This window comes from Thalassobaculum sp. OXR-137 (genome assembly GCF_034377285.1).
Classification (GTDB): Bacteria; Pseudomonadota; Alphaproteobacteria; order Thalassobaculales; family Thalassobaculaceae; genus Thalassobaculum.
In genome coordinates, this window is record NZ_CP139715.1 from 425,570 (window position 1) to 446,537 (window position 20,968).

A 20,968-nucleotide genomic window follows, 5' to 3' on the forward strand; every position below is an offset into this window, starting at 1 on the left:
TCTAGCCTTTGCCGGCTCCGCGCACCACTCCCCGCTGCCGGACGCTGCCCATTTCTGGAGGATCTCCGCATGCCTGACGGTTTTGACCCGAACGCCGATTGGGTCGGCTTCGAACGCGGGCCCATGAAGCTGGGCGCCGTGGCCTGCGGCAACCCGGACGCGGCCGAGGCCGGCGTGGAGATCCTGGAGCGCGGCGGCAACGCCATCGACGCGGTGATCGCCACCGCCTTCGCCATGGGCGTGGTCGAGCCGCTGGACAGCGGCCTCGGCGCCGGCGGGTTCATGACCGTGCACCACGCGCGGACCAAGACGACGACCACCTTCGACTTCATGGGCACCGCCCCGGTCACCGCCAAATACGAGCTGTTCCAGGCGGCCAATCCGCTGGGCGACTACACCGTGCTGGTCAAGGACAAGGCCAACGAGATCGGCCACCGCTCGGTCGCGGTCCCCGGCGCCGCCGCCGGCCTGTGCCGGGTGCTGGACACCTTCGGGCGCATGCCGCTGAAGTCGGTGATGGCGCCGGCGATCCGCATCGCCCATGAGGGCTTCAATGTCGCGCCGAAGGCCGCCCTGCGCATGTCCCGCAGCAAGGACATGCTGTCCTACATGCCGGCCACCGCGGCGATGCTGCTCAAGCAGGACGGCAGCCTGTTCGAGTCCGGCGACCGCATGGACATGTCGGAATACGGCGACAGTCTCGAGCTGATCGCCGACGAAGGGCCGCGCGTCTTCTATGAGGGCGAGCTGGGCGCCAAGATCATCGCCGAGATGGAGGCCCATGGCGGCTTCCTCACGGCCGACGACCTCGCCAGCTACCATGTCGTGCGCCGACCGGCCGCCGGCGGCATGTACCGAGGCCGTAGGATCGCGACCATGGGGCCGCCGTCGACCGGGTTCATGGTGGCCAAGGGCCTCGCCGCGCTCGATGCCGCCGGGGTGCCCGACGACGAGTACGGCCGCACCAAGGCGCTGGCCGAGGCCATGCTGGCGATGTTCAACGCGCGGCGCCGGGGCCTCGGAGATCCGGCCTTCGTGCCGTCGCCCATCGCGCCCGGTGGCGAGAGCACGGAGACCACCAGCCTCTGCGCCATGGATGCGATCGGCAACGCCGCCTGCATCACCTTCTCCAACAACAACCACTCCGCCGTGGTGGTGCCGGGGACCGGCATCCTGCTGAACAACCAGATGCGCCTGTTCCACGCCTGGGAGGGCAGCGCCAATTCGGTGGTCGGCGGCAAGCGGCCGGCGTCGTCGATGATGCCGACGCTGCTGTTCGAGGGTAACCGAGCCGCCATGGCGATCGGCGCGTCGGGCGCGACCCGCATCGTCACCGCGCTGATGCAGATCCTGTTCCACCATCTGGGCCGGGACATTCCGCTGGAAAAGGCGGTGCGCGAGGCACGGGTGCATGCCGAGGAGGACTCGATGATGTGCGACCCGGACATCGCCGACACCGCCCGCGCGGTCGCCCGCGATCTAGGCCTGTCGCTGTCGGTGCAGCCGGTGCGCGACCCGATGATGGCGGTCTGCCAGACGATCTCGGTCGGTGCCGACGGCATGGCGGTCGCCGTCGGCGATCCCCGCGCGCGGGCGCAGGGTCGCGTGGTGTGACGGCCCGAATTTCTTGATACGTCTTCCCGGCCTTGCGCCGGGACCGAGACGGACGCTTGCTGGAGCTTTGGAGACACATCGCCCGACGCTCCAGCGGCACCCACCCTGGGCCCCGGCACAAGGCCGGGGAGACGAAACAATCAGAGAAAAAACCAACACACCGGAGGACCCCGAATGCCCGACGCCAAGCCCGCCCCGGGCGGACCCGACGCCACCTATTTCGCCTATCTGGAGGCCGGGGACTGGCGCATTCAGCGCTGCGGTTCCTGCGACACGCATATCTTCCAGCCGCGCGTCATGTGCCCGTCCTGCGGCGGCGAGGATCTCGCCTGGGTCGCGCCCAGCGGCAAGGGGACCGTCCATTCCACCACCGTCATCCGGCGCCGGCCGGAGAGCGGCGGCGACTATAATGTCTGCCTCGTCGACCTGGACGAGGGCGTACGGATGATGAGCCGGGTGGAGGGCGTGGACCCGACCGCGGTTTCCATCGGCATGCCGGTCGCCGCCCGTCTCGCCGAGCAGGACGGCCAGAAAGTCGTGGTGTTCGATCCGGAAAAGGGAGCTTCGGCATGACCTGGTCCCTGCGCGGCAAGACCGCCATCATCGGCGCCGCCACCGCCCATCTGGGCGAGGCCCCCGGCTTCAGCCACATGGAGATCGCCGCCGACGCCGCCCGCGCCGCCCTGGCCGATGCCGGACTGACGTTGAAGGACGTGGACGGACTGTTCGCCGTCTCCATGCATTCGGTGTTCCCGGCCCTGACCTACGGCGAATATCTCGGCATCCAGCCGCGCTTCTCCGAGGCCACCATCGTCGGCGGCTCCTCGGCGGTGATCCAGATGCTGCACGCCGCCCTGGCCCTGGAGAACGGGCTGTGCGACGTGGCGCTCATCGTCTACGGCTCGAACCAGCGCACCGCGTCCGGCAAGCTGCATTCGCCGTCCGGGGCGGAGAACCTGCCCTACGAGAAGCCCTATGGCCTGCGCGCGCCGATCGCCGGCTACGCCATGTCGGCGGCCCGGCACATGCACGACTACGGCACCACCCGCGAACAACTCGCCGAGGTCGCCGTCGCCGCGCGGATGTGGGCCGGGATGAACGAGGAAGCGTTCATGCGCGATCCGCTGAGCGTGGACGACGTGCTCGGCTCCCGCATGGTCTGCGACCCGCTGACCGTGCGCGACTGCTGCCTGGTGACCGACGGCGGCGGCGCCATCGTCATGACAAGGGCCGACCGCGCCAAGGATCTGAAGAAGGCGCCCGTCCACCTGCTCGGCTGTGCCGGCGGGCATACCCACCGCCAGTATTCGATGATGCCGTCGCTCACCACCACCTCGGCCGTCCAGAGCGGGCGCGAGGCGTTCAAGATGGCCGGCCTCTCCCCGGCCGATGTGGACGTGGTGCAGGTCTACGACGCCTTCACCATCAACGCCGTCATGCTGCTGGAGGATCTGGGCTTCTGTCCCAAGGGCGAGGGCGGAGCCTTCGTCGGCGACGGGCGGCTGCGGCCGGGCGGCGCGCTGCCGTTCAACACCTATGGCGGCGGGCTGTCCTGCACCCATCCGGGCATGCTCGGCATCTTCACCACCATCGAGGCGGTGCGGCAGCTGCGCGGCGAATGCGGCGAACGGCAGATCGAGGGCGCCACCATCGGCCTCGCCCATGGCAATGGCGGCATGTTCGCCCATGAATCCACCGCCCTGCTTGGCACCGCGGCGGCCCTGTGACGTCCCTCACCCTGATCCTGGGCGGTGCCCGGTCCGGCAAGTCGCGCCGGGCCGAGGCGCTCGCCCGGGAGAGCGGGCTCGAGGTCGTCTATCTCGCCACCGCCGAGGCGATGGACGCGGAGATGGCCGAGCGCATCGTCCGCCACCGGGAAGACCGGGCGGCGGATGGCTGGCTGACGGTGGAGGAGCCGCTGGACCTCGCCGGGACGCTGGTCCGCGAGGCCCGTCCGGGGCGCGTTGTGCTGGTGGAGTGCCTGACCACCTGGCTGACCAATCTGATGGTGCACGACCGGGACCTGGACGCGGCGACGGCCGACCTACTGGCCTGGTGTTCGGCGCCGACGGGTCCGTCGATCCTGGTTTCCAACGAGGTCGGCTTCGGCATCGTGCCGGAGCACAAGATGGCCCGCGACTTCCGCGACCACGCTGGCCGCCTGCACCAAAGGGTTGCCGAGCGCGCGGGTCGGGTGGACCTGGTGGTGGCGGGGATTTCGATGGTGGTGAAGGGATGACGCTCGCCCCCATCTTCCCATCCGTCATCCCGAACTCGCTTCGGGACCTCGCCAGCAGATGACCAAAGTGAGGTCCCGAAACGAGTTCGGGATGACGGGCATTGGGTTGGTACGGGTCCGAGCCCCTCACCACATCGATACCTCCATCACCCCCTTGCCCTCCCCCCGCTTCCGGCTAATCTCCAGGCCATGACCGAGCAGCTCACTCTCTTCGAAAAAATCTGGCGTTCCCACACCGTCACCGCCCGCGACGACGGGCAGGCGCTGCTGTGGATCGACCGCCACCTGTGCCATGAAGGCTCGTTCCACGCCTTCGAGAAGCTGGCGATGAGCGGCCGCAAGGTGCGCCGCCCCGACCTCACCTTCTCCATCGCCGACCATTACGTGCCGACGCGCAACCGCGAGGCCGGCCCGGACGAGCCGGAGATCGCCACCATGATCCGGCTGCTGGACGAGCACAGCCGGACCAACGGCATCCGCCAGTTCGGCCTGGGCGACCCCGAGCAGGGCATCGTCCATGTGGTCGGCCCCGAGCTCGGCCTCACCCAGCCCGGCATCGTGCTGGTCTGCGGCGACAGCCACACCTCCACCCATGGCGCCTTCGGGGCGCTGGCCTTCGGCATCGGGGCGTCGGAGGTGAGCCATGTGCTCGCCACCCAGACCCTGTGGCAGAAGCGGCCGCGCACCATGCGCATCACCGTCGACGGCACCCTGGGCAAGCATGTCACCGCGAAAGACCTGATCCTGTCCGTCATCGCCAAGATCGGCGCCGACGGGGCCGCCGGCCATGTCATCGAATATGCCGGCGCGGCGATCCGCGGCCTGTCGATGGAAGCGCGCATGACCGTCTGCAACATGTCGATCGAGGCCGGCGGCCGCGCCGGCATGATCGCGCCGGACGAGACCACGATCGCCTGGCTCAAGGGCCGGCGCTACATGCCGACGGGCAAGGACTGGGACGCGGCCGTCGCCTTCTGGCGGAGCCTGAAGACCGACGAGGGTGCCGTCTTCGACCGCGAAGTCACCCTGCATGCCGACGAGATCGCGCCGACCGTGACCTGGGGTACGTCGCCGGAACATGCCCTGCCGGTCACCGCCGCCGTGCCGGATCCGGCGGGCGAGGCCAATGAGGGGCGCCGGGCCACCTTCGAGAAGGCGGTCGATTACATGGGCCTGACCCCCGGCGCGCCGCTGGACGGGCTGCGGGTGGACCGGGTCTTCATCGGCTCCTGCACCAACGCCCGCATCGAGGATTTGCGGGCGGCAGCCGCCATCCTGAAGGACCGCAGCACGAAGGTGCCGACCATGATCGTGCCCGGCTCCACCATGGTGAAGCACCAGGCCGAGCAGGAGGGCCTGGACCGGATCTTCACCGGCGCCGGCGCGGAGTGGCTGGAATCCGGCTGCTCCATGTGCGCGGCGACCAACGGCGACATGGTGCCGCCGGGCGAGCGTTGCGCGTCGACCACCAACCGCAATTTCCGCGGCCGCCAGGGCCCCGGATCGCGCACCCACCTGATGAGCCCGGCCATGGCGGCCGCGGCCGCCGTCACCGGCACCATCACCGACGTGCGCAAGCTGGCGGAGGGCTAGACCATGGAACCGTTCGGCAAGCTCGCCGCCACCGTCGTGCCCCTGCGGCTCGCCAATGTGGACACCGACCAGCTCCAGCCCGGCCGCTTCCTGCGCAAGCCGCGCTCGGACGGCTACGACAACTACCTGTTCCACGACCTGCGCCGGAACGAGGACGGCTCCATGCGGGAGGATTTCCCGCTGAACCAGCCGCAATACCAGGGGGCGGAGATCCTGGTCGCCGACCGCAATTTCGGCGGCGGCTCGAGCCGGGAGGGTGCGGTCTACGCCCTCGCCGATGCCGGCTTCCGCTGCATCATCGCCGCCAGCTTCGGCGACATCTTCCGCTCCAACTGCGCCAAGAACGGTCTGCTGCCGGTCGAGCTGCCGATCGAAGCGATCGAGAAGATCTGGGAAATGGCCGAGGCCGACCCGTCGGCGCCGCTGACCGTCGATCTCGCCAGCCAGACCGTGCGGCTGGCCAACGATCCGGAGACCGTCGGCTTCGAGATCGACCCGTTCGTCAAGGAGTGCCTGATGGACGGCAAGGACGATATCGACCTGACCCTCGCCCATTCTCAAACCCTCTCGGCCTTCGAGCGTTCCTACGGCCAGGACTTCCCCTGGCGTACTCCAACAGGTTGAGCGTGATAATGGACCTTCTTGCCGATCCCACCGTCTGGGCCAGCTTCCTCACCCTGACCCTGATGGAGATCGTGCTCGGCATCGACAACGTCGTGTTCGTCTCGATCATCGCCAACCGGCTGCCGGAGCAGCAGCGGGCCATGGGCCGCACGATCGGACTGGCCGGCGCCCTGGTGATGCGCATCGCTCTGCTCTTCGCCATCACCTGGGTGATCGGGCTGACGGCGGTGGCCTTCACGTTCCAGGACATGGACCTGTCCTGGCGCGATCTGATCCTGATGGTCGGCGGCGCCTTCCTGCTCGCGAAGGCCACGCTGGAGATCCACAAGACCGTCGAGGGCGACGAGGAGGATCAGGGCCCCAAGGCCACCGTCTCGGCGGGCTTCACCAGCGTGATCGTCCAGATCATGGCGCTCGACATGGTGTTCAGCGTCGATTCCATCCTGACCGCCATCGGCATGGTCGAGCATATCGAGGTGATGATCGCCGCGGTGGTGGTGTCGATCGGCGTGATGATGGCCGCATCCGGGTTCATCGCGGACTTCATCCACAAGCATCCGACCTCGAAGATGCTGGCGCTGTCGTTCCTGATGCTGATCGGCGTGGCGCTGGTGGCCGACGGACTCCATTTCCACATCCCGCGCGGCTACCTCTACGCGGCCATCGGTTTCTCCGTCGCCGTCGAGGCGCTCAACCAATTGGCGCGCCGCAACCGACACAAGCTTAAGACTTTAAAACCTTAAAGTCGCCGAAATCCCCGTCCTAGAAGAACGTCCACTCCCCCGTCAGGTCGTGGATCCGGACCAGCGCGACCGCATAGGCCAGCGCCACGACGCCGGCTGCAAGCGGTCCGAGCATAGGCATTCCGCCGCCTGCGAGCATTTCCCACCCCAGCGCCGCCAGGGCCAGGGGTGCACCCAGCCATGTCGCGATCCGAAGCCGTCTGCGGGCCACGATCTCGGCATGACGGCGACGTGTGAACACTCTCCGTTTCATGCCTTCTGCCTTTCGATCTGAAACAAAAATTTCTATTGCACATTACAGAAACAACGCCTAAGTTAGAAGTGCTTTCGGATCGGGGCACGTCCCCCTCTCCCCACCTGATGCCCGGTTCGGATAGCGAGTAACGGAAGGCCTGGAGATCCGTCTCCAGGCCTTCACTCGTTTTTGGGGCATTTTCAAACACTTGTTGTTCACCTCCGTCCGGCGATTTTGGGTGAGCCGAGGGGGTGTCTGGCCTAGATTGGCGGGCCCGCCCCAGCCTGGCCGATGGTGATTTTGTCCTCGTCCCCCTTCCTTCGACGCACCGATCTGGTTTCGATCTGGTCACTCGCCTGGCCGTTGATTCTTTCCAACCTTACCGTGCCGCTGGTCGGCGCCGTCTCCACCGGAGTCATCGGCCATCTGGACGACCCGGCCTATCTCGGCGGCGTGGCGCTGGGGACGCTGATATTCACCTATGTCTACTGGGCCTTCGGCTTCCTGCGCATGGGCACGACCGGCCTCGCCTCCCAGGCGCACGGGGCCCAGGCGGTGGACGAGGTCCGGGCGGTGCTCGCCCGGGCGCTCATCCTGGCGGCCGTCTTCGGCGGGCTGCTCACCCTGTTCAGGGGCCCCATCGGCACGGCAGGCCTGTCCCTGCTGGAAGGCAGCACCGCGGTCCAGAGCCATGCCCGGGACTATTTCGAGATCCGGATCCTGGCCGCCGTCCCGGCCCTGGCCAACATCGCCCTGCTCGGCTGGTTCCTCGGCCTGCAGAACACCCGCTACGGCCTGATCCAGCAGGTGGTGATCAACGGCATCAACATCCTGCTCTCCGTCGTCCTGGTCTTCGGCGCCGGCCTGGATGTGGAAGGCGTGGCCTGGGCGGCCGTGCTCGGCCAGACCGCCGGTCTGGTCGTCGCCCTGGTCCTGGCCCGACGGCTGCTGCGCCAGATCGGCGGGCGCTTCGAGCGCGACCGGATCTTCAGCCTGACCCCGATCAAGGCCATGGTGGCGGTCAACCGGGACATCTTCATCCGCACCGTCTGTGTGCTGACCGGCACCGCCTTCTTCATGGACCGCTCCGCCGCCCTCGGCGAGGTGGCGCTGGCCGCCAACGCCGTGCTCATGGTGTTCCAGACCCTCTCGGCCTATGCCATGGACGGCTTCGCCCAGGCGACCGAGGCCATCGTCGGCAAGGCGATCGGCGCCCGCGACCGGCTCCGGCTCGACATCGCCGCCCGCGCCGGCACGGTCTGCGCCCTGGCGGTGGCCGTCGTCGCGGCGGCGATCTATACGCTGTTCGGCGGGCTGATCATTGAGCTGCTGACGGGGATCGACAGCGTGCGCCGGGAAGCCGACGCCCATCTGATCTGGGCGATCCTGCTGCCGCTCGCCTCCATCTGGGCCTTTCAGCTCGACGGCATCTTCATCGGCGCCACCCGCACGGCGGAGATGCGCAACGCCATGATCGCCTCGCTGATCGCCTTCGTCGCCGCCGGCCTGCCGCTGGTCGACCTGTTCGGCAATGACGGGCTGTGGGGCGCCTATGTCGCCTTCATGGGGGCGCGGGCGGTGACCTTGTACCTCTACTACCCCCGGGTCCAGGCCATGGCCGGCCCGCGACCCTGACCTCCCGGGCCGGATGTGCTAAGCCCTGGGGCGATCCCAATCACCGTGAGGAGGCCATTGTGACCCTGTCCGTCTATCTGTCCGGCGAGATCCATACCGACTGGCGCGACGTCATCGAGAAGGGCGCGCGGGCCGCCGGCCTGGATGTCGAGTTTTCCGCCCCGGTCACCGACCACGACGCCAGCGACGATTGCGGCGTGGCGATCCTCGGCGCGGAGGAGAAGGGATTCTGGAAGGACCACAAGGGCGCCAAGCTGAATGCGATCCGCACCCGCACCCTGATCGAGCAGGCCGACGTTGTCGTCGTGCGCTTCGGCGAGAAGTACAAGCAGTGGAACGCGGCCTTCGACGCCGGCTACGCGGCGGCCCTCGGCACGCCGCTGGTGGTGCTGCACGCCCCGGAGCACACCCACGCCCTGAAGGAGGTCGACGGCGCCGCCCTGGCGGTGGCAGAGACGCCGGAGCAGGTGGTCGACATCCTGCGCTACGTGCTGACCGGCAAGCTGCCGGGGTAACAGAACAGAACCTTCTCCGTTCCCTTCTCACACTCCCCGGACTTGTTCCGGGGCGAGGCGTCCTCCTGATGGGCGCGAGAGATCTGGTCTCACCCCGGAACAAGTCCGGGGAGTGTGAAAGTGTAAATGAGAGGTTGGAGTGAGCGAGGCCGTCACCCCGGGATCAGGATCGCCGCCAGCACCGCGTTGAACACCAGGCTGCCGATCACCAGGCCCACGGCCGCGCCATAGGTGATGTCCAGCGACAGCCGCAGGATCTGAGCCCGCAGCCACAGCGCCGCGCCGAAGGATCCGACCGTCAGGATCTTGCCGAGGGACCCGGGCAGCATGTCCGCGGTCTCCAGGCCGATGCAGACGAACTGGACCACAACGGTGGGCAGGGACGACCAGAATTCCGGGATCATGTAGTCGTAGTAGCGCTCCGACCGGTCGAGCGACGGCAGCACGTAATGGGCGGCCAGGGCGTAGCCGTACCAGGCGATCACCACCGTGAGCCCGACCATGACCAACTGCCCGAAGGACAGCGGTGCGTCGACGGCCGCCGACTGGATGAGGAAGATCAGCAGGTTCAGCGGCAGCACCGCCGCCAGGACCCAGCAGGACCGCCAGAAGGCGCCCTCACCCGCCCCGAAATAGCTCAGACCGCCCTTGTCGCCCAGCAGCAGGCGCCAGGTTCCATAGACGGAGGCCGCGATCTCCGACTGGCTGGGGATCGGCGGCAAGGCCATGACCCTAACGACCCAGCGCGCGGTTCAGCACGTCCGCGTAGATATCGGTGAGCGTGCGGATATCGGCGACGGCCACATGCTCGTCGACCTTGTGCATGGTCTGGCCGACCAGCCCGAACTCCACCACCGGGCAGAGCCGCTTGATGAAGCGGGCGTCAGAGGTGCCGCCGGTGGTGCTGAGCTCCGGGCGGCGGCCGGTCACGGCGAAGGTGGCGTCCGAGATCAGATCCGAGAGCGCCCCGGGTTCGGTGACGAAACTCTCGCCCGAGCATTCCGTCGTCATCTCGTAGCGCACGCCCTTCTGGTCGAAGCTGCCCCGGAACATCTTCTCCAGCGACTCCGCGGAATGGGCGTCGTTGAAGCGCACGTTGAAGGTGGCGCGCGCCTCCGCCGGGATGACGTTGGTCGCCGGGTTGCCGACATCGATGGTGGTCACCGACAGGGTGGTCGGCGGGAAATGCGCCGTGCCCTCGTCCAGGGTGCCGTGGGCGAAGGGCTCCAGCAGTCGGATCAGGTTGTGGACCGGGTTCTCGGCCAGATGCGGATAGGCGACGTGCCCCTGGGTCCCATGCACCGTGATGTGGCCGGTGAAGGAGCCGCGCCGGCCGATCTTCATCATGTCGCCCATGGCGCTCGGATTGGTCGGCTCGCCCACGATGCACATGTCGGGGATCTCGCCGTTGGCCTCCATCCAGTCCAGCACCTTGGTGGTGCCGTTGACGGCGGGGCCTTCCTCGTCGCCGGTGATCAGCAGGCTGATCGAGCCCTTGCCCGCGCTGGAGGACAGGTAACGGTCGACCGCGGCGACGAAGGCGGCGATGCCGCCCTTCATGTCGGCCGCCCCCCGGCCCCAGAGCCGGTCGTCGGCAATTGTCCCGTCGAACGGCCCCTTGGTCCAGGCGCCCATATCGCCGACCGGCACCACGTCGGTATGGCCGGCGAAGCAGAGGTGCGGCGCCTCGGTGCCGCGGCGCGCGTAGAGATTGTCGATCGCCGGGGTCCCCTCCGCCTCGAACCGCAGCCGATGGCAGGCGAAGCCCATCGGCTCCAGCAGGGACTGCAGCAGGTCGAGGGCACCGCCCTCTTCCGGGGTAACGCTGGGGCAGCGGATCAGGTCCGCGGCGACCTCGACCGGGTCGAGGCGCGCCGACGACGCAGAGCCGGCGGACGCCGAGCCGGCTTGGGGGGACGCCGACATCTCGATCTCCTCGCGATCAGTCGCGCAGCAGCTCGTTGATCGAGGTCTTCGACCGGGTCTGGGCGTCGACCGTCTTGACGATCACCGCACAGGACAGGGACGGGCCCGGCGTGCCGTCCGGCAGCGGCTTGCCCGGCATGGAGCCCGGCACCACGACCGAGAACGCCGGCACCCGGCCGATATGAATCTCGCCGGTCTCCCGGTTGATGATGCGGGTCGACTTGGAGATGAACACGCCCATGGAGAGCACCGCACCCTCCTCGACGATCACGCCTTCGACGACCTCGCTGCGCGCGCCGATGAAGCAGTTATCCTCGATGATCACCGGATCGGCCTGCAGCGGCTCAAGGACGCCGCCGATGCCGACACCGCCGGACAGGTGCACGTTCTTGCCGATCTGGGCGCAGGAGCCGACGGTGGCCCAGGTGTCCACCATGGTGCCCTTGTCCACATAGGCGCCCAGGTTCACGAAGCTCGGCATCAGCACGACGCCCGGCGCGATATAGGCCGAGCGGCGCACGACGCAGTTCGGCACGGCGCGGAAGCCGGCCTCGCGGAACCGGTTCTCGTTCCAGCCGGCGAACTTGGACGGGACCTTGTCCCACCACACGGACGGGCCGCGCTCCGGATCCTCGGGACCGCCGGGGACGACCACCATGTCGTTCAGCCGGAAGGACAGCAGGACCGCCTTCTTGGCCCACTGGTTGACCTTCCACTGGTGATTGCCCTCGGGCTGGGCGGTCCGGATCGAGCCGTTGTCCAGCCCTTCCAGCGCCGCCTCGACGGCGTCGCGCACCTCGCCTTTGGTGGAGACGGTGATGCTGTCTCGGTTTTCCCAGGCGGCGTCGATGACGGTTTGAAGATCAGAGGTCATGGGGTCTCGGCTCATGTCGAAAGGTCGGAAATCCGCAGGTCTGCGGCACAATGGCGGGGGGCCGGAGGGCTGTCAACGCGGTGCGCGTCACGACTCCAATTCGCCGTCGACCACGGCGCGCAGGAAGCTGATCACATCCTCGGCCACATGGTGCACATGGGGCTGGTCGGCGCCGTCGGTCGCCCAGTCGAAATCGCTCTTCAGCCAGACCGTGGTCATGCCGAGATCTGCCGCCGGCTTCAGGTTCTTGGCCATGTCCTCGACCATCGCAGTACGCGTCGGGTCGATGTCGAGAAGCCTGATCAGCTTGTCGTAGGGCACCGGGTCCGGCTTCGGCGAATAGTCGGAGGCGACGATGTCGTAGACGTGGTCGAAATGGCGGTCGACGCCCAGGCGCTTGGCCACCCGCTCGAAATGGCCGACCGACCCGTTGGTGTAGATCACCTTGCGGCCCGGCAGGCGGGTCAGCAGGTCGTCCAGTTCCGGCGCCGGGTCGATGATGCTGACGTCGATGTCGTGCACGTAGTCTAGGAAAGGCGCCGGATCGACCCCGTGCTCGGTCATCAGCCCGCGCAGGGTGGTGCCGTGGCGGCGGAACAGATCGCGCTGCAGTTCGCGGGCCGGCTCGTGCTCCAGATCGAAGCGGTCCTTGATGAACTCGGTCATCCGGGCGGAGACCTGGACGAACAGGTTGGAGCGCGCCGGATACAGGGTGTTGTCGAGATCGAAGATCCAGCAGTCGATGGTCTTGGCGAGCATGCGGCGTCCTGGGCATCGGGTCGGGATCAGGGAGCGCGCCGCCGCAGGGCACCGAGCACCCCGCTGGAGACCGCCACCCCCACGCTGGCCAGGACAATACCCACCATGCCCGTGCCCGTCACCGTCTCGCCGAGCACCAGCCTGCGGGTGAGGGTCGACGGGTCAGCGTCGATTTGCCACAAATGCACTGGACCTGCGGCGTCCCCGCTGCCATGACGATAACTCAATCGAATGCGGATCAGGCGGTGATCGGGTAGGGTGGGCGAATGAGCGTTCCGGGCGAAACTGCCGGTGCTGCGCAGGACGAGGTGCTGGTCGCCAGAATGGTGTCGACCGGCCCGTTCGCCCTCGCCGACGGCCCCGCGATCCTGGTCGGCCAGGACGACAAGGTTCAGGCCCGGAACATGGCCGGCGCCGACCTCGCGCGGCGCCTCCCCGAATTGAGCGACATCGCCTCGCTGATCGCCGAGGCCCGCCATGCCGGGCGCGGGATCTCCGCCGTGATCGAACTGCGCGACGTCCCGGGGACCGCCCCCGGCGCCACCAGCTTCTCGGCCCTGCCGGTGGGCGAGGACGGCGCGGTGCTGCTGATCGGCCGCGACGTCTCCGTCGACCGCAACCTGCGCTCCGCCCTGGTCGACTCGCGCCAGCGCTACCGCGATCTGGTGGAAATCTCCGCCGACCTGGCCTGGGAGACCGACGCCGAGGGGCGCTTCGCCTTCGTGTCCCCCCATGGCGGCATCGGCTGGTCGGCGGCGGACCTGATCGGACGGCGGGCGGATGCGTTTCTGGTCACCCCGCCGGGCGTGACCGTCGACAGCCCGTTCCGGACACGCGAGGCGCGCCAGGAGATGGAGATCACCTTCCGCCGGCCCGACGGCGGCGAGGCCCGGCTGGAGACCGCCGCCGCCCCGCTCTTCGCCGCGGACGGAAGCTGGGCCGGTGCGCGCGGGGTCTGCCGCGACGTGACCGACGACCGGATGCGGGACATGGAACTCGCCCGGGTCGGCGCCCGCCAGCGCCTGACCGCCCACATCATGCGCGCGATCCGCGACGAGACCGATCCCGACCGGATGCTGTCGCTCGCCGCCGAGGCGGTGTTCCGCGGCGGCAACGCCGACGGCTGCTCGGTCTACCGCATCCTGCCCGGCACCGGCATGTCCCTGGCCGCCGCGGTCGGCACGCCGGTCCCGGACGCGATTTTCGAGGAGATGCGCGAGCGCATCACCAACAGCCGCGAGCCGGCGGTGGAGGCCTACGATATCGGCGCGGTTCTGGCTCACCGCCTGTCTCACCACCACGAGATCAACGGCGCCGTGCTGCTGTGGCGCGCGGGAGAGACCGCCGACTGGAGCGACGACGACGCCCAGCTCATCGCCGACCTCTCCGACCAGCTCGGCATCGCCCTGCACCAGGCCGCCGCCCACCAGCATCTGGAGCGGCTGTCGACCACCGACGCGATGACAGGCCTGCTGAACCGACGCGCCTTCGACGACGCGATCACCCGCCGGCTGTCCGCCGGCGGCGGCGTGCCCGGAACCCTGACCTATGTCGACCTGGACAACTTCAAGAAGGTCAACGACACCAAGGGTCACCAGGTGGGCGACCAGGCGCTCGTCCATCTCTCCGACATCCTCAAGCGCCAGGCCCAGCCGGGGGACCTGATCGCCCGGCTCGGCGGCGACGAATTCGCGCTGTGGCTGGACGGGGTGTCGGTCGCGGAGGCGCCGGCCCGCGCCGAGTGGATCCTGGAGACCGGCAAGGAACTGCTGCAGTATTCCGGATCGCCGGACTATCCTGTCGGCCTGTCCATCGGCATGGCCGTCTATCGGCCGGGCTCCGGCGAAAGCCGCGAGCATCTGATCGAACGGGCGGACGCGGTCATGTACGAAATCAAGCATGGCGGTAAGGGCTGGTACCGGATCGCTCCCGACGCCGATGCCGAAACCACCATCGAAACGCCTGGGTGAGGAACCGTGACCAAGCCGACACCGCGCCGCCGCTCCGACGACAAGACCGCCGACAAGCAGACCCTCGCCCAGTCGATGGAAATCGCGCGCACCGGCTCCGTGCCGGAACGCTGCGCCTTGGCCGCCCGCCTCGACGTGCCGCCGGAGCTTCTGTTTTTCCTGGCCGAGGATTCCGACCGGGCGGTCCGCCGGGTGGTGGCGGCGAACATCAACACGCCGCGTCAGGCCGACGACTTTCTGGCCCAGGACGACGACGAGGGCGTGCGCTGCGCCGTGGCGGAGAAGATTGGGGTTCTCGCGCCCGACGTGGTTGACGAACGCCGCGGCCCCCAACGGCAGCTCACCATCAACGTGCTGGAGGCCCTGGCCCTCGACGCCGCCGTGAAGGTGCGCGCCCGGCTGGCGGAATCCATCAAGGACGTGGACAGCGCCCCGCCCGAGGTGATCACCGGCGTGATCCAGGTCCTGGCACGCGACGCGGCCATCGAGGTCGCGGGCCCGGTGCTCGAGCATTCCAGCCTGCTGAGCGACGAGTTCCTGGTGGACGTCATCAGCGCGCCGTCGCACACCGGGTCGGTCAGCGCCATCTCCCGGCGCCAGGGCGTCTCCTCCAAAGTCACCGACGCGATCGCCACCAGCGGCGACGATGCGGCCATCGCCGTGCTGCTGGGCAACGAGTCCGCCCAGATCCGGGAGGAAACCCTGGACCGGCTGATCGAAGGGGCGCCGCAGAAGCCGAGCTGGCACGCCCCGCTGGTCGCGCGGCCGAAGCTCGCCGGCCGGCAGATCGGCCGTCTGTCGGAGTTCGTCGCCAGCGCCCTGGTGGAGCAGCTCGCCCGCCGCTCCGACCTCGATCCGGAGACCTCCAAGCACCTGCAGACCGTCATGGCCCAGCGGCTCGAGGAGACCGTCGGCACCAGCCCGCAGGGCACCGGATTGTCGGAGGACGATCTGGTCCAGGCCGTGGCCTCCGGCCGCCGCGCCAAGGTGATCTCGAGCCTGGCGGTGCGCACCGGCTACAAGGAGCCGATCGTCCACTCGATCCTGAATTCGGGGAGTGCCAAGGCGGTGATCGCCCTGTCCTGGAAGGCCGGGCTCAGCATGTCCTTCGCCGAGCAGCTCCAGCTCCGCCTCGCCTATATCGCCGAGCGCGACATGCTGCGCGGCGTGCGCGGCAGCTATCCGCTGAGCGAAGAGGACATGCTCTGGCAGCTCGGGATGTTCGACGGCGGCCAGAACGCCTGACCGCCGTCCGAGGAGATCGGATCAGCCGCGCCGGATCCAGGTGCCCATGCCGTGGCTGGTGAACAGCTCCAGCAGGACGCCGTGCTGCACCCGGCCGTCGATGATCACGGCGCCCTCGGCGCCGCCCTCGACCGCCTCAATGCAGGTCTCGATCTTCGGGATCATGCCGCCGGAGATCGTGCCGTCGGCGATCAGCTCGCGCGCCTGGGACACGGTCAGTTCCGGGATGAGACGGCGGTCCTTGTCCAGCACGCCCTCCACGTCGGTCAGCAGCATGAAGCGGCTGGCGTCGACGGCCGCCGCCACAGCGCCGGCGGCGGTGTCGGCATTGATGTTGTAGGTCTCGCCCTCGGGACCGAGGCCGATCGGCGCCACCACCGGGATCAGGTCCTGGGAGACCAGCGACCGCAGCAGCGAGCCGTCGACCTTGGTCGGCTCGCCGACGAAGCCGAGATCGAGCACCTTCTCGATGTTGCTGTCGGGATCGACCTTGGTGCGCCGCAGCTTCTCCGCCCGAATCAGCCCGCCATCCTTGCCCGACAGGCCGATGGCCCGGCCGCCGGCCTGGTTGATGGCGGCGACGATGCCTTTGTTGATCGCGCCGGACAGCACCATCTCGACGATTTCCACCGTCGCCTGATCGGTCACGCGGAGCCCGTCGATGAATTCGCTCTTGATGGCGAGCCGTTCCAGCATCTTGCCGATCTGCGGGCCGCCGCCATGCACCACGACCGGGTTCATGCCGACCTGCTGCAGCAGCACCATGTCGGCCGCGAACTTGAGCGCCAGGTCGTCGTCGCCCATGGCATGGCCGCCGTACTTGATGACGACGGTCTTGCCTGAGTATCGGCGCATGTAGGGAAGCGCCTCGGTCAGAATGCCCGCCTTCGACAGCCATTCGGCCCGCCGCTTAAGGTCGATCGGCTTGCTGGTCATGGCGCTCCTTCCCTCCACTGGACAACCGGGCACGAGAAAACCGGCCTGCGGTTATAGAGCGCTGCGCCCGTCAGGCAAAGTACCCCCGTGATCGGGGCGGGGATCGGGGGGCTCTCCTTCATCCCCGTCGTCATCCCGAACTGGTTTCGGGACCTGCGGGCGGGAATGCAGTTTGAGGTCCCGAAACGAGTTCGGGATGACGAAGAGGCGGGATCAGCTCGGATTGGCGAAGCGGGCCAGTTCGGCGCGCAGGGCGGGGATGCCGTCGCCCGTCTCGCTGCTGGTCGCCACCACGGTCGGATGGGCGGCCGGATGGCGTTTCAGAGCGGCGGAGGTCTTGTCGATCATCGCCGCCAGCTCGGCCGGCTTCACCTTGTCGGCCTTGGTCAGCACCACCTGATAGGACAGGGCCGCCCGGTCCAGCATGTCCATCGCCTCGACATCGAGCTCCTTCAGCCCGTGGCGGCCGTCGATCAGCATGCTGACCCGCTGCAGGGTCGGCCGGCCGCGCAGATAGGCGAAGAGCGTGTCGGTCCAGATCGCCTGTTTGGCCTTGGAGACCTTGGCATAGCCGTAGCCCGGCAGATCGACCAGCATCAGCCGGCCGCCCAGGTCGAAGAAGATGACCTCCTGGGTCCGGCCCGGGGTGTTCGACGTCCGGGCCAGGGTCTTGCGGCCGGTCAGCGCGTTGACCAGGCTCGACTTGCCCACGTTCGAGCGGCCGACGAAGGCGACTTCCGGCAGGGTTTCCGGCGGCAGCTGCGGAATCGTCGCAGACGCGGCGACGAACCCGCATTCCTGGGCGAACAGGATCCGGGCCGCTTCCAGCTCCGCCTGGGACGGAGCGTCGGGGTTTGCCGGATCGTTCACGACAGGGTGTTCTTCACGCCCATGCGCTTCATGATCACCCACTGCTGCAGGATCGACAGCAGGTTGTTCCAGGTCCAGTAGATCACCAGTCCGGCGGCGAAGCTGGAGAGCAGGAAGGTGAAGAGCAGCGGCAGGAACATGAACACCTTGGCCTGCACCGGGTCGGCCGGCTGCGGGTTGAGGCGCTGCTGCAGGTACATGGTCAGGCCCATCAGGATCGGCCAGGCGCCGATCATGAGCATGGCCGGCGGATCCCAGGGGATCAGGCCGAACAGGTTGAAGACCGTTGTCGGGTCGGGCGCCGACAGGTCACGGATCCAGCCGTAGAACGGCGAGTGCCGCATCTCGATGCTGACGAACAACACCTTGTAGAGCGAGAAGAACACCGGGATCTGCACCAGGATCGGCAGGCAGCCGGCGGCGGGATTGACCTTCTCCCGCTTGTACATCGCCATCATCTCCTCGTTGAGACGCTGGCGGTCGTCGCCGTATTTCTCGCGCATCTCCTGCAGCTTCGGCGTCAGCTCCTTCATCTTGGCCATGGACTTGTAGGACTTGTTGGCCAGCGGGAAGAAGATCAGCTTGATGACCACGGTCAGCGCCAGGATCGCCAGGCCGAAATTGCCCAGGATGCCGTGCAGCCAGGTCAGCACGATGAAGAACGGCTTGGTCAGGAAGTAGAACCAGCCGAAATCGATGGCGAGGTCGAAGCTCGGCGCGCCGATCTGCTCCTCGTACTTGTCCAGCAGGTCGAGACGCTTGGCGCCGGCGAAGAAATGCGAGGTGTTGGTGACCTCGCCGCCCGCGGCGATGGCGGTGGCGCCGCCGAGATAGTCGACCTGGAAGCGGTCGTTCTGGTTGCGGATGGAGTGGCGGAACTTGTAGTTCCACTCGGCCTTCTGATCCGGCACCAGGGCCGCCAGCCAGTACTTGTCGGTGATGCCGATCCAGCCGCCCGGCGACTTCGCGTCCTGGTCGCCGTCCTCCTGAAGCTCGCTGTAGTCGACCTCCTTGAGGGTCTCGTTGAACACGCCGAGCGGGCCTTCATGCAGGATGTAGAAGCCCGTGGTCTTCGGCAGGCCGCCGCGGCTGATCAGGCCGTAGGGGAACAGTTCCTGCGCCGCGTCGGAGCCGTTGGTCACCGTGTCGGTGATGGTGAACATGTAGCCGTCGTCGACGCCGATGGTGCGCTTGAAGGTCAGGCCCTGGGGGCTGGTCCAGGTGAGCGTGATCGGCGACCCGGGGGTCAGTTCGGTCGCGTCGGTCTCCCACTGGGTCTTCGGGCCCGGCAGCTCCAGATTGGCGCCGGGGGCCGCGACCCAGCCGAACTCGGCGTAGTACGGCCGCACGTAATTGGTCGGCTCCAGCAGGTGGATCGGGCCGCTCGCCGGATCCAGCGTGACCAGATAGTCGTCCAGCACGACGTCGTCGATGCGGGCGCCCACCAGCGAGATCGAGCCGTCGATGGTGGGGGTGTTGATCTCGATGCGCGGGGTCGCCGCCAGGGCCGCCGTGCGATCCGCCTCGCCGCTGGCCGCGATCGCCGGCGCGGAACCGGGGGTCGGCGCTGTCGTCTGGTCGGTCGAGGGCCTGGGGGTATCGGTGTCGAAGCCCGGCGTCGGGTCCGCGCCCTGCTCGACCGCCTGCTGCGACGGAGCGGTCGGGGTCCACCCGAACTCCGCGGCGAGGAACTGGAAACCGATCAGGATCACCACGGAGAGGGCGATCGCGATGATCATATTCTTCTGGTCGCTCATAGAACGCTTCCGTCGGTACTGGCGCGGGCGGTGCGGGCGCGGGTCGAGTCCGCCGGATAGGCGGTCATGGTCCGGGGGTCGCTCGCAGCGAGCGGCGGCACCGGATCGTAGCCGGCGCCTCCCCAGGGTTGGCATCTTGCGAAGCGTCTAAGGGCTAGGACGCCGCCGCGCAAGACCCCGTGTGTCTGAACCGCCTCCACCGCGTAGGCCGAGCAGCTCGGCGCATAGCGACAGGACCCGGCGAAAAACGGCGAAAGCGCGTATCGGTAGAGATAGACCGGGGCCAGGGCGGCGGTCCGCGCGAGCCTGCGGATCGGACCGGGTGCCATCATCGCCCCTTCTTTTCGATGCGGTCGAGGGCGCCTGCGAGATCGGCCAGGAGATCGTCGTAGGGCCGTCCGACGGTCGCCGCGCGGGCGATGAGCACGTAATCGTGACCCTGCAGGGCGCGGGCGGCGAGGACGTCGTTCACCGCGGCCCGCAGCCGGCGGCGCGCCCGGTTCCGCTTGACGGCATTGCCGACCTTCTTGCTGGCTGTATAGCCGACGCGCGCCGGTGCATCGCCATCCTCCCGCGCCCGCATCTGCAGAACGAGGCCGGGTGCGACCACCTTGCGCGCACGCGCAGCGGCCAGGAAATCCTTCCTGGCCGGCAATACGTCTAGTTTGGCGGAGCCCGACGCGCGCATGCCGTCATTCTCCAGCCCTGCGGGCGTAGACCGTAGAAGGGTCTACGCGGACAGGCGCTTGCGGCCTTTTGCCCGACGGGCGCGGATCACGTTGCGACCGCCGACCGTAGCCATGCGGGAGCGAAAGCCGTGGCGGCGCTTGCGGACGAGAACGCTCGGTTGATAAGTGCGCTTCACGGGAAGCCTCCGTCACGTCGTCTGAATGATGCTCGAACAGCGAGCGCGGGTGTATATAGGCTGCCATCCGCCCTGTCAACGACCCCACCCGCGCCATGCCCGATTTCCAGTTCGAGCTGACCACCACGCCTGCGGCGGCCGACCTGGCCACGGTGAAGGCCGGGATGTGGCGATATGTGCAGTCCCGGCTGCCGGGCCTGCCCGACGAGTCCGAGGACGTGTCGGCGGCGCTCTTCGCCCGGACGGCGGACGGCACGGTGATCGGCGGTGTCCAGGGCAACGTGTACTGGAACGGGCTGGAAGTCGAGCAGCTCTGGATCGAGGAGACCCACCGCCGCCTCGGCCTCGCCCGCGACCTGATGACCCGGCTGGAGGACTTCGCCCGCCGGCACGGGGCGGTGATCGCCTATCTGCGCACCGTGGACGCGCGGCCGTTCTACGAACGCATCGGCTACGCGGTCTACGGAACACTGGAGGACCGGCCGATCGGCACCGTGCTGTACCACATGAAGAAGCGGCTGGACCGGGGCTAAGGCGCGGGCCGCGGCCCTTCGACCCCTCCAAACCC

23 protein-coding genes are annotated in these 20,968 nt (G+C 68.2%); 12 read left to right on the plus strand and 11 right to left on the minus strand.

Annotation, left to right across the window (positions count from 1 at the left end):
• Positions 1-69 precede the first annotated feature (69 nt).
• From T8K17_RS02070 to T8K17_RS02110, 9 genes are all read left to right on the plus strand, one after another.
• Positions 70-1,614 (plus strand): gamma-glutamyltransferase family protein, encoded by a 1,545-nt coding sequence (locus T8K17_RS02070; protein ID WP_322332847.1) that lies wholly within the window; start codon positions 70-72, stop codon positions 1,612-1,614.
• Positions 1,615-1,788: 174 nt separating this feature from the next.
• On the plus strand, positions 1,789-2,187 hold the full coding sequence (locus tag T8K17_RS02075; protein WP_322332848.1) for a Zn-ribbon domain-containing OB-fold protein: 399 nt from the start codon (positions 1,789-1,791) through the stop codon (positions 2,185-2,187).
• On the plus strand, positions 2,184-3,341 hold the full coding sequence (locus tag T8K17_RS02080) for an acetyl-CoA acetyltransferase (protein ID WP_322332849.1): 1,158 nt from the start codon (positions 2,184-2,186) through the stop codon (positions 3,339-3,341). The genes T8K17_RS02075 and T8K17_RS02080 overlap by 4 nt, the downstream gene beginning before the upstream one ends.
• Positions 3,338-3,853 (plus strand): bifunctional adenosylcobinamide kinase/adenosylcobinamide-phosphate guanylyltransferase, encoded by a 516-nt coding sequence (cobU, locus tag T8K17_RS02085; protein ID WP_322332850.1) that lies wholly within the window; start codon positions 3,338-3,340, stop codon positions 3,851-3,853. Before T8K17_RS02080 ends, cobU begins: the two co-directional genes overlap by 4 nt.
• A 189-nt stretch (positions 3,854-4,042) precedes the next feature.
• Positions 4,043-5,446 (plus strand): 3-isopropylmalate dehydratase large subunit, encoded by a 1,404-nt coding sequence (gene leuC, locus T8K17_RS02090; RefSeq protein ID WP_322332851.1) that lies wholly within the window; start codon positions 4,043-4,045, stop codon positions 5,444-5,446.
• A 3-nt stretch (positions 5,447-5,449) separates the two neighbouring features.
• Positions 5,450-6,070: a 3-isopropylmalate dehydratase small subunit gene (gene leuD / locus T8K17_RS02095; protein ID WP_322332852.1), complete on the plus strand. Its 621-nt coding sequence runs from the start codon at positions 5,450-5,452 to the stop codon at positions 6,068-6,070.
• Between the two features lie 8 nt (positions 6,071-6,078).
• Positions 6,079-6,813: a TerC family protein gene (locus T8K17_RS02100; protein ID WP_322332853.1), complete on the plus strand. Its 735-nt coding sequence runs from the start codon at positions 6,079-6,081 to the stop codon at positions 6,811-6,813.
• A 535-nt stretch (positions 6,814-7,348) separates the two neighbouring features.
• The gene (locus T8K17_RS02105; protein WP_322332854.1) at positions 7,349-8,683 is read left to right on the plus strand and encodes an MATE family efflux transporter; all 1,335 of its coding nucleotides are present in this window, start codon (positions 7,349-7,351) and stop codon (positions 8,681-8,683) included.
• A gap of 59 nt (positions 8,684-8,742) precedes the next feature.
• Positions 8,743-9,198, plus strand: a complete 456-nt coding sequence (locus tag T8K17_RS02110) for a YtoQ family protein (RefSeq protein WP_322332855.1) — start codon at positions 8,743-8,745, stop codon at positions 9,196-9,198.
• Positions 9,199-9,350: 152 nt separating this feature from the next.
• On the opposite strand, the gene T8K17_RS02115 is transcribed toward T8K17_RS02110, so the two are convergent.
• The 5 genes from T8K17_RS02115 to T8K17_RS02135 form a co-directional block, all read right to left on the minus strand.
• Positions 9,351-9,926, minus strand: a complete 576-nt coding sequence (locus tag T8K17_RS02115) for a hypothetical protein (RefSeq protein WP_322332856.1) — start codon at positions 9,924-9,926, stop codon at positions 9,351-9,353.
• Positions 9,927-9,930: 4 nt separating this feature from the next.
• Positions 9,931-11,124, minus strand: a complete 1,194-nt coding sequence (gene dapE / locus T8K17_RS02120; protein ID WP_322332857.1) for a succinyl-diaminopimelate desuccinylase — start codon at positions 11,122-11,124, stop codon at positions 9,931-9,933.
• Positions 11,125-11,140: 16 nt separating this feature from the next.
• On the minus strand, positions 11,141-11,998 hold the full coding sequence (gene dapD, locus T8K17_RS02125; protein ID WP_322332858.1) for a 2,3,4,5-tetrahydropyridine-2,6-dicarboxylate N-succinyltransferase: 858 nt from the start codon (positions 11,996-11,998) through the stop codon (positions 11,141-11,143).
• A gap of 87 nt (positions 11,999-12,085) precedes the next feature.
• The gene (locus T8K17_RS02130) at positions 12,086-12,757 is read right to left on the minus strand and encodes a pyrimidine 5'-nucleotidase (RefSeq protein ID WP_322332859.1); all 672 of its coding nucleotides are present in this window, start codon (positions 12,755-12,757) and stop codon (positions 12,086-12,088) included.
• A 26-nt stretch (positions 12,758-12,783) separates the two neighbouring features.
• On the minus strand, positions 12,784-12,945 hold the full coding sequence (locus T8K17_RS02135) for a hypothetical protein (RefSeq protein WP_322332860.1): 162 nt from the start codon (positions 12,943-12,945) through the stop codon (positions 12,784-12,786).
• A 78-nt stretch (positions 12,946-13,023) separates the two neighbouring features.
• Here T8K17_RS02135 and T8K17_RS02140 point away from each other — a divergent pair, with 78 nt between their 5' ends.
• Entirely contained in the window at positions 13,024-14,727 is a 1,704-nt protein-coding gene (locus T8K17_RS02140) for a diguanylate cyclase domain-containing protein (RefSeq protein WP_322332861.1), read from the plus strand.
• 6 nt (positions 14,728-14,733) lie between these two features.
• On the plus strand, positions 14,734-15,972 hold the full coding sequence (locus tag T8K17_RS02145; RefSeq protein WP_322332862.1) for a DUF2336 domain-containing protein: 1,239 nt from the start codon (positions 14,734-14,736) through the stop codon (positions 15,970-15,972).
• A gap of 21 nt (positions 15,973-15,993) precedes the next feature.
• Here T8K17_RS02145 and argB read toward each other — a convergent pair whose 3' ends face one another.
• The 6 genes from argB to rpmH all read right to left on the minus strand — a co-directional run bounded on the left by argB (position 15,994) and on the right by rpmH (position 20,400).
• The gene (gene argB, locus T8K17_RS02150; protein WP_322332863.1) at positions 15,994-16,908 is read right to left on the minus strand and encodes an acetylglutamate kinase; all 915 of its coding nucleotides are present in this window, start codon (positions 16,906-16,908) and stop codon (positions 15,994-15,996) included.
• 213 nt (positions 16,909-17,121) lie between these two features.
• On the minus strand, positions 17,122-17,778 hold the full coding sequence (yihA, locus tag T8K17_RS02155; protein WP_322332864.1) for a ribosome biogenesis GTP-binding protein YihA/YsxC: 657 nt from the start codon (positions 17,776-17,778) through the stop codon (positions 17,122-17,124).
• On the minus strand, positions 17,775-19,535 hold the full coding sequence (gene yidC / locus T8K17_RS02160) for a membrane protein insertase YidC (protein WP_322332865.1): 1,761 nt from the start codon (positions 19,533-19,535) through the stop codon (positions 17,775-17,777). The genes yihA and yidC overlap by 4 nt, the downstream gene beginning before the upstream one ends.
• Positions 19,532-19,867: a membrane protein insertion efficiency factor YidD gene (gene yidD, locus T8K17_RS02165; protein WP_322332866.1), complete on the minus strand. Its 336-nt coding sequence runs from the start codon at positions 19,865-19,867 to the stop codon at positions 19,532-19,534. The genes yidC and yidD overlap by 4 nt, the downstream gene beginning before the upstream one ends.
• The gene (gene rnpA / locus T8K17_RS02170; RefSeq protein ID WP_322332867.1) at positions 19,864-20,223 is read right to left on the minus strand and encodes a ribonuclease P protein component; all 360 of its coding nucleotides are present in this window, start codon (positions 20,221-20,223) and stop codon (positions 19,864-19,866) included. The genes yidD and rnpA overlap by 4 nt, the downstream gene beginning before the upstream one ends.
• A 42-nt stretch (positions 20,224-20,265) precedes the next feature.
• The gene (gene rpmH / locus T8K17_RS02175; RefSeq protein WP_028795650.1) at positions 20,266-20,400 is read right to left on the minus strand and encodes a 50S ribosomal protein L34; all 135 of its coding nucleotides are present in this window, start codon (positions 20,398-20,400) and stop codon (positions 20,266-20,268) included.
• Positions 20,401-20,495: 95 nt separating this feature from the next.
• On the opposite strand from rpmH, the gene T8K17_RS02180 reads away from it, so the two are divergent.
• Positions 20,496-20,933, plus strand: a complete 438-nt coding sequence (locus T8K17_RS02180) for a GNAT family N-acetyltransferase (RefSeq protein ID WP_322332868.1) — start codon at positions 20,496-20,498, stop codon at positions 20,931-20,933.
• Positions 20,934-20,968 lie beyond the last annotated feature (35 nt).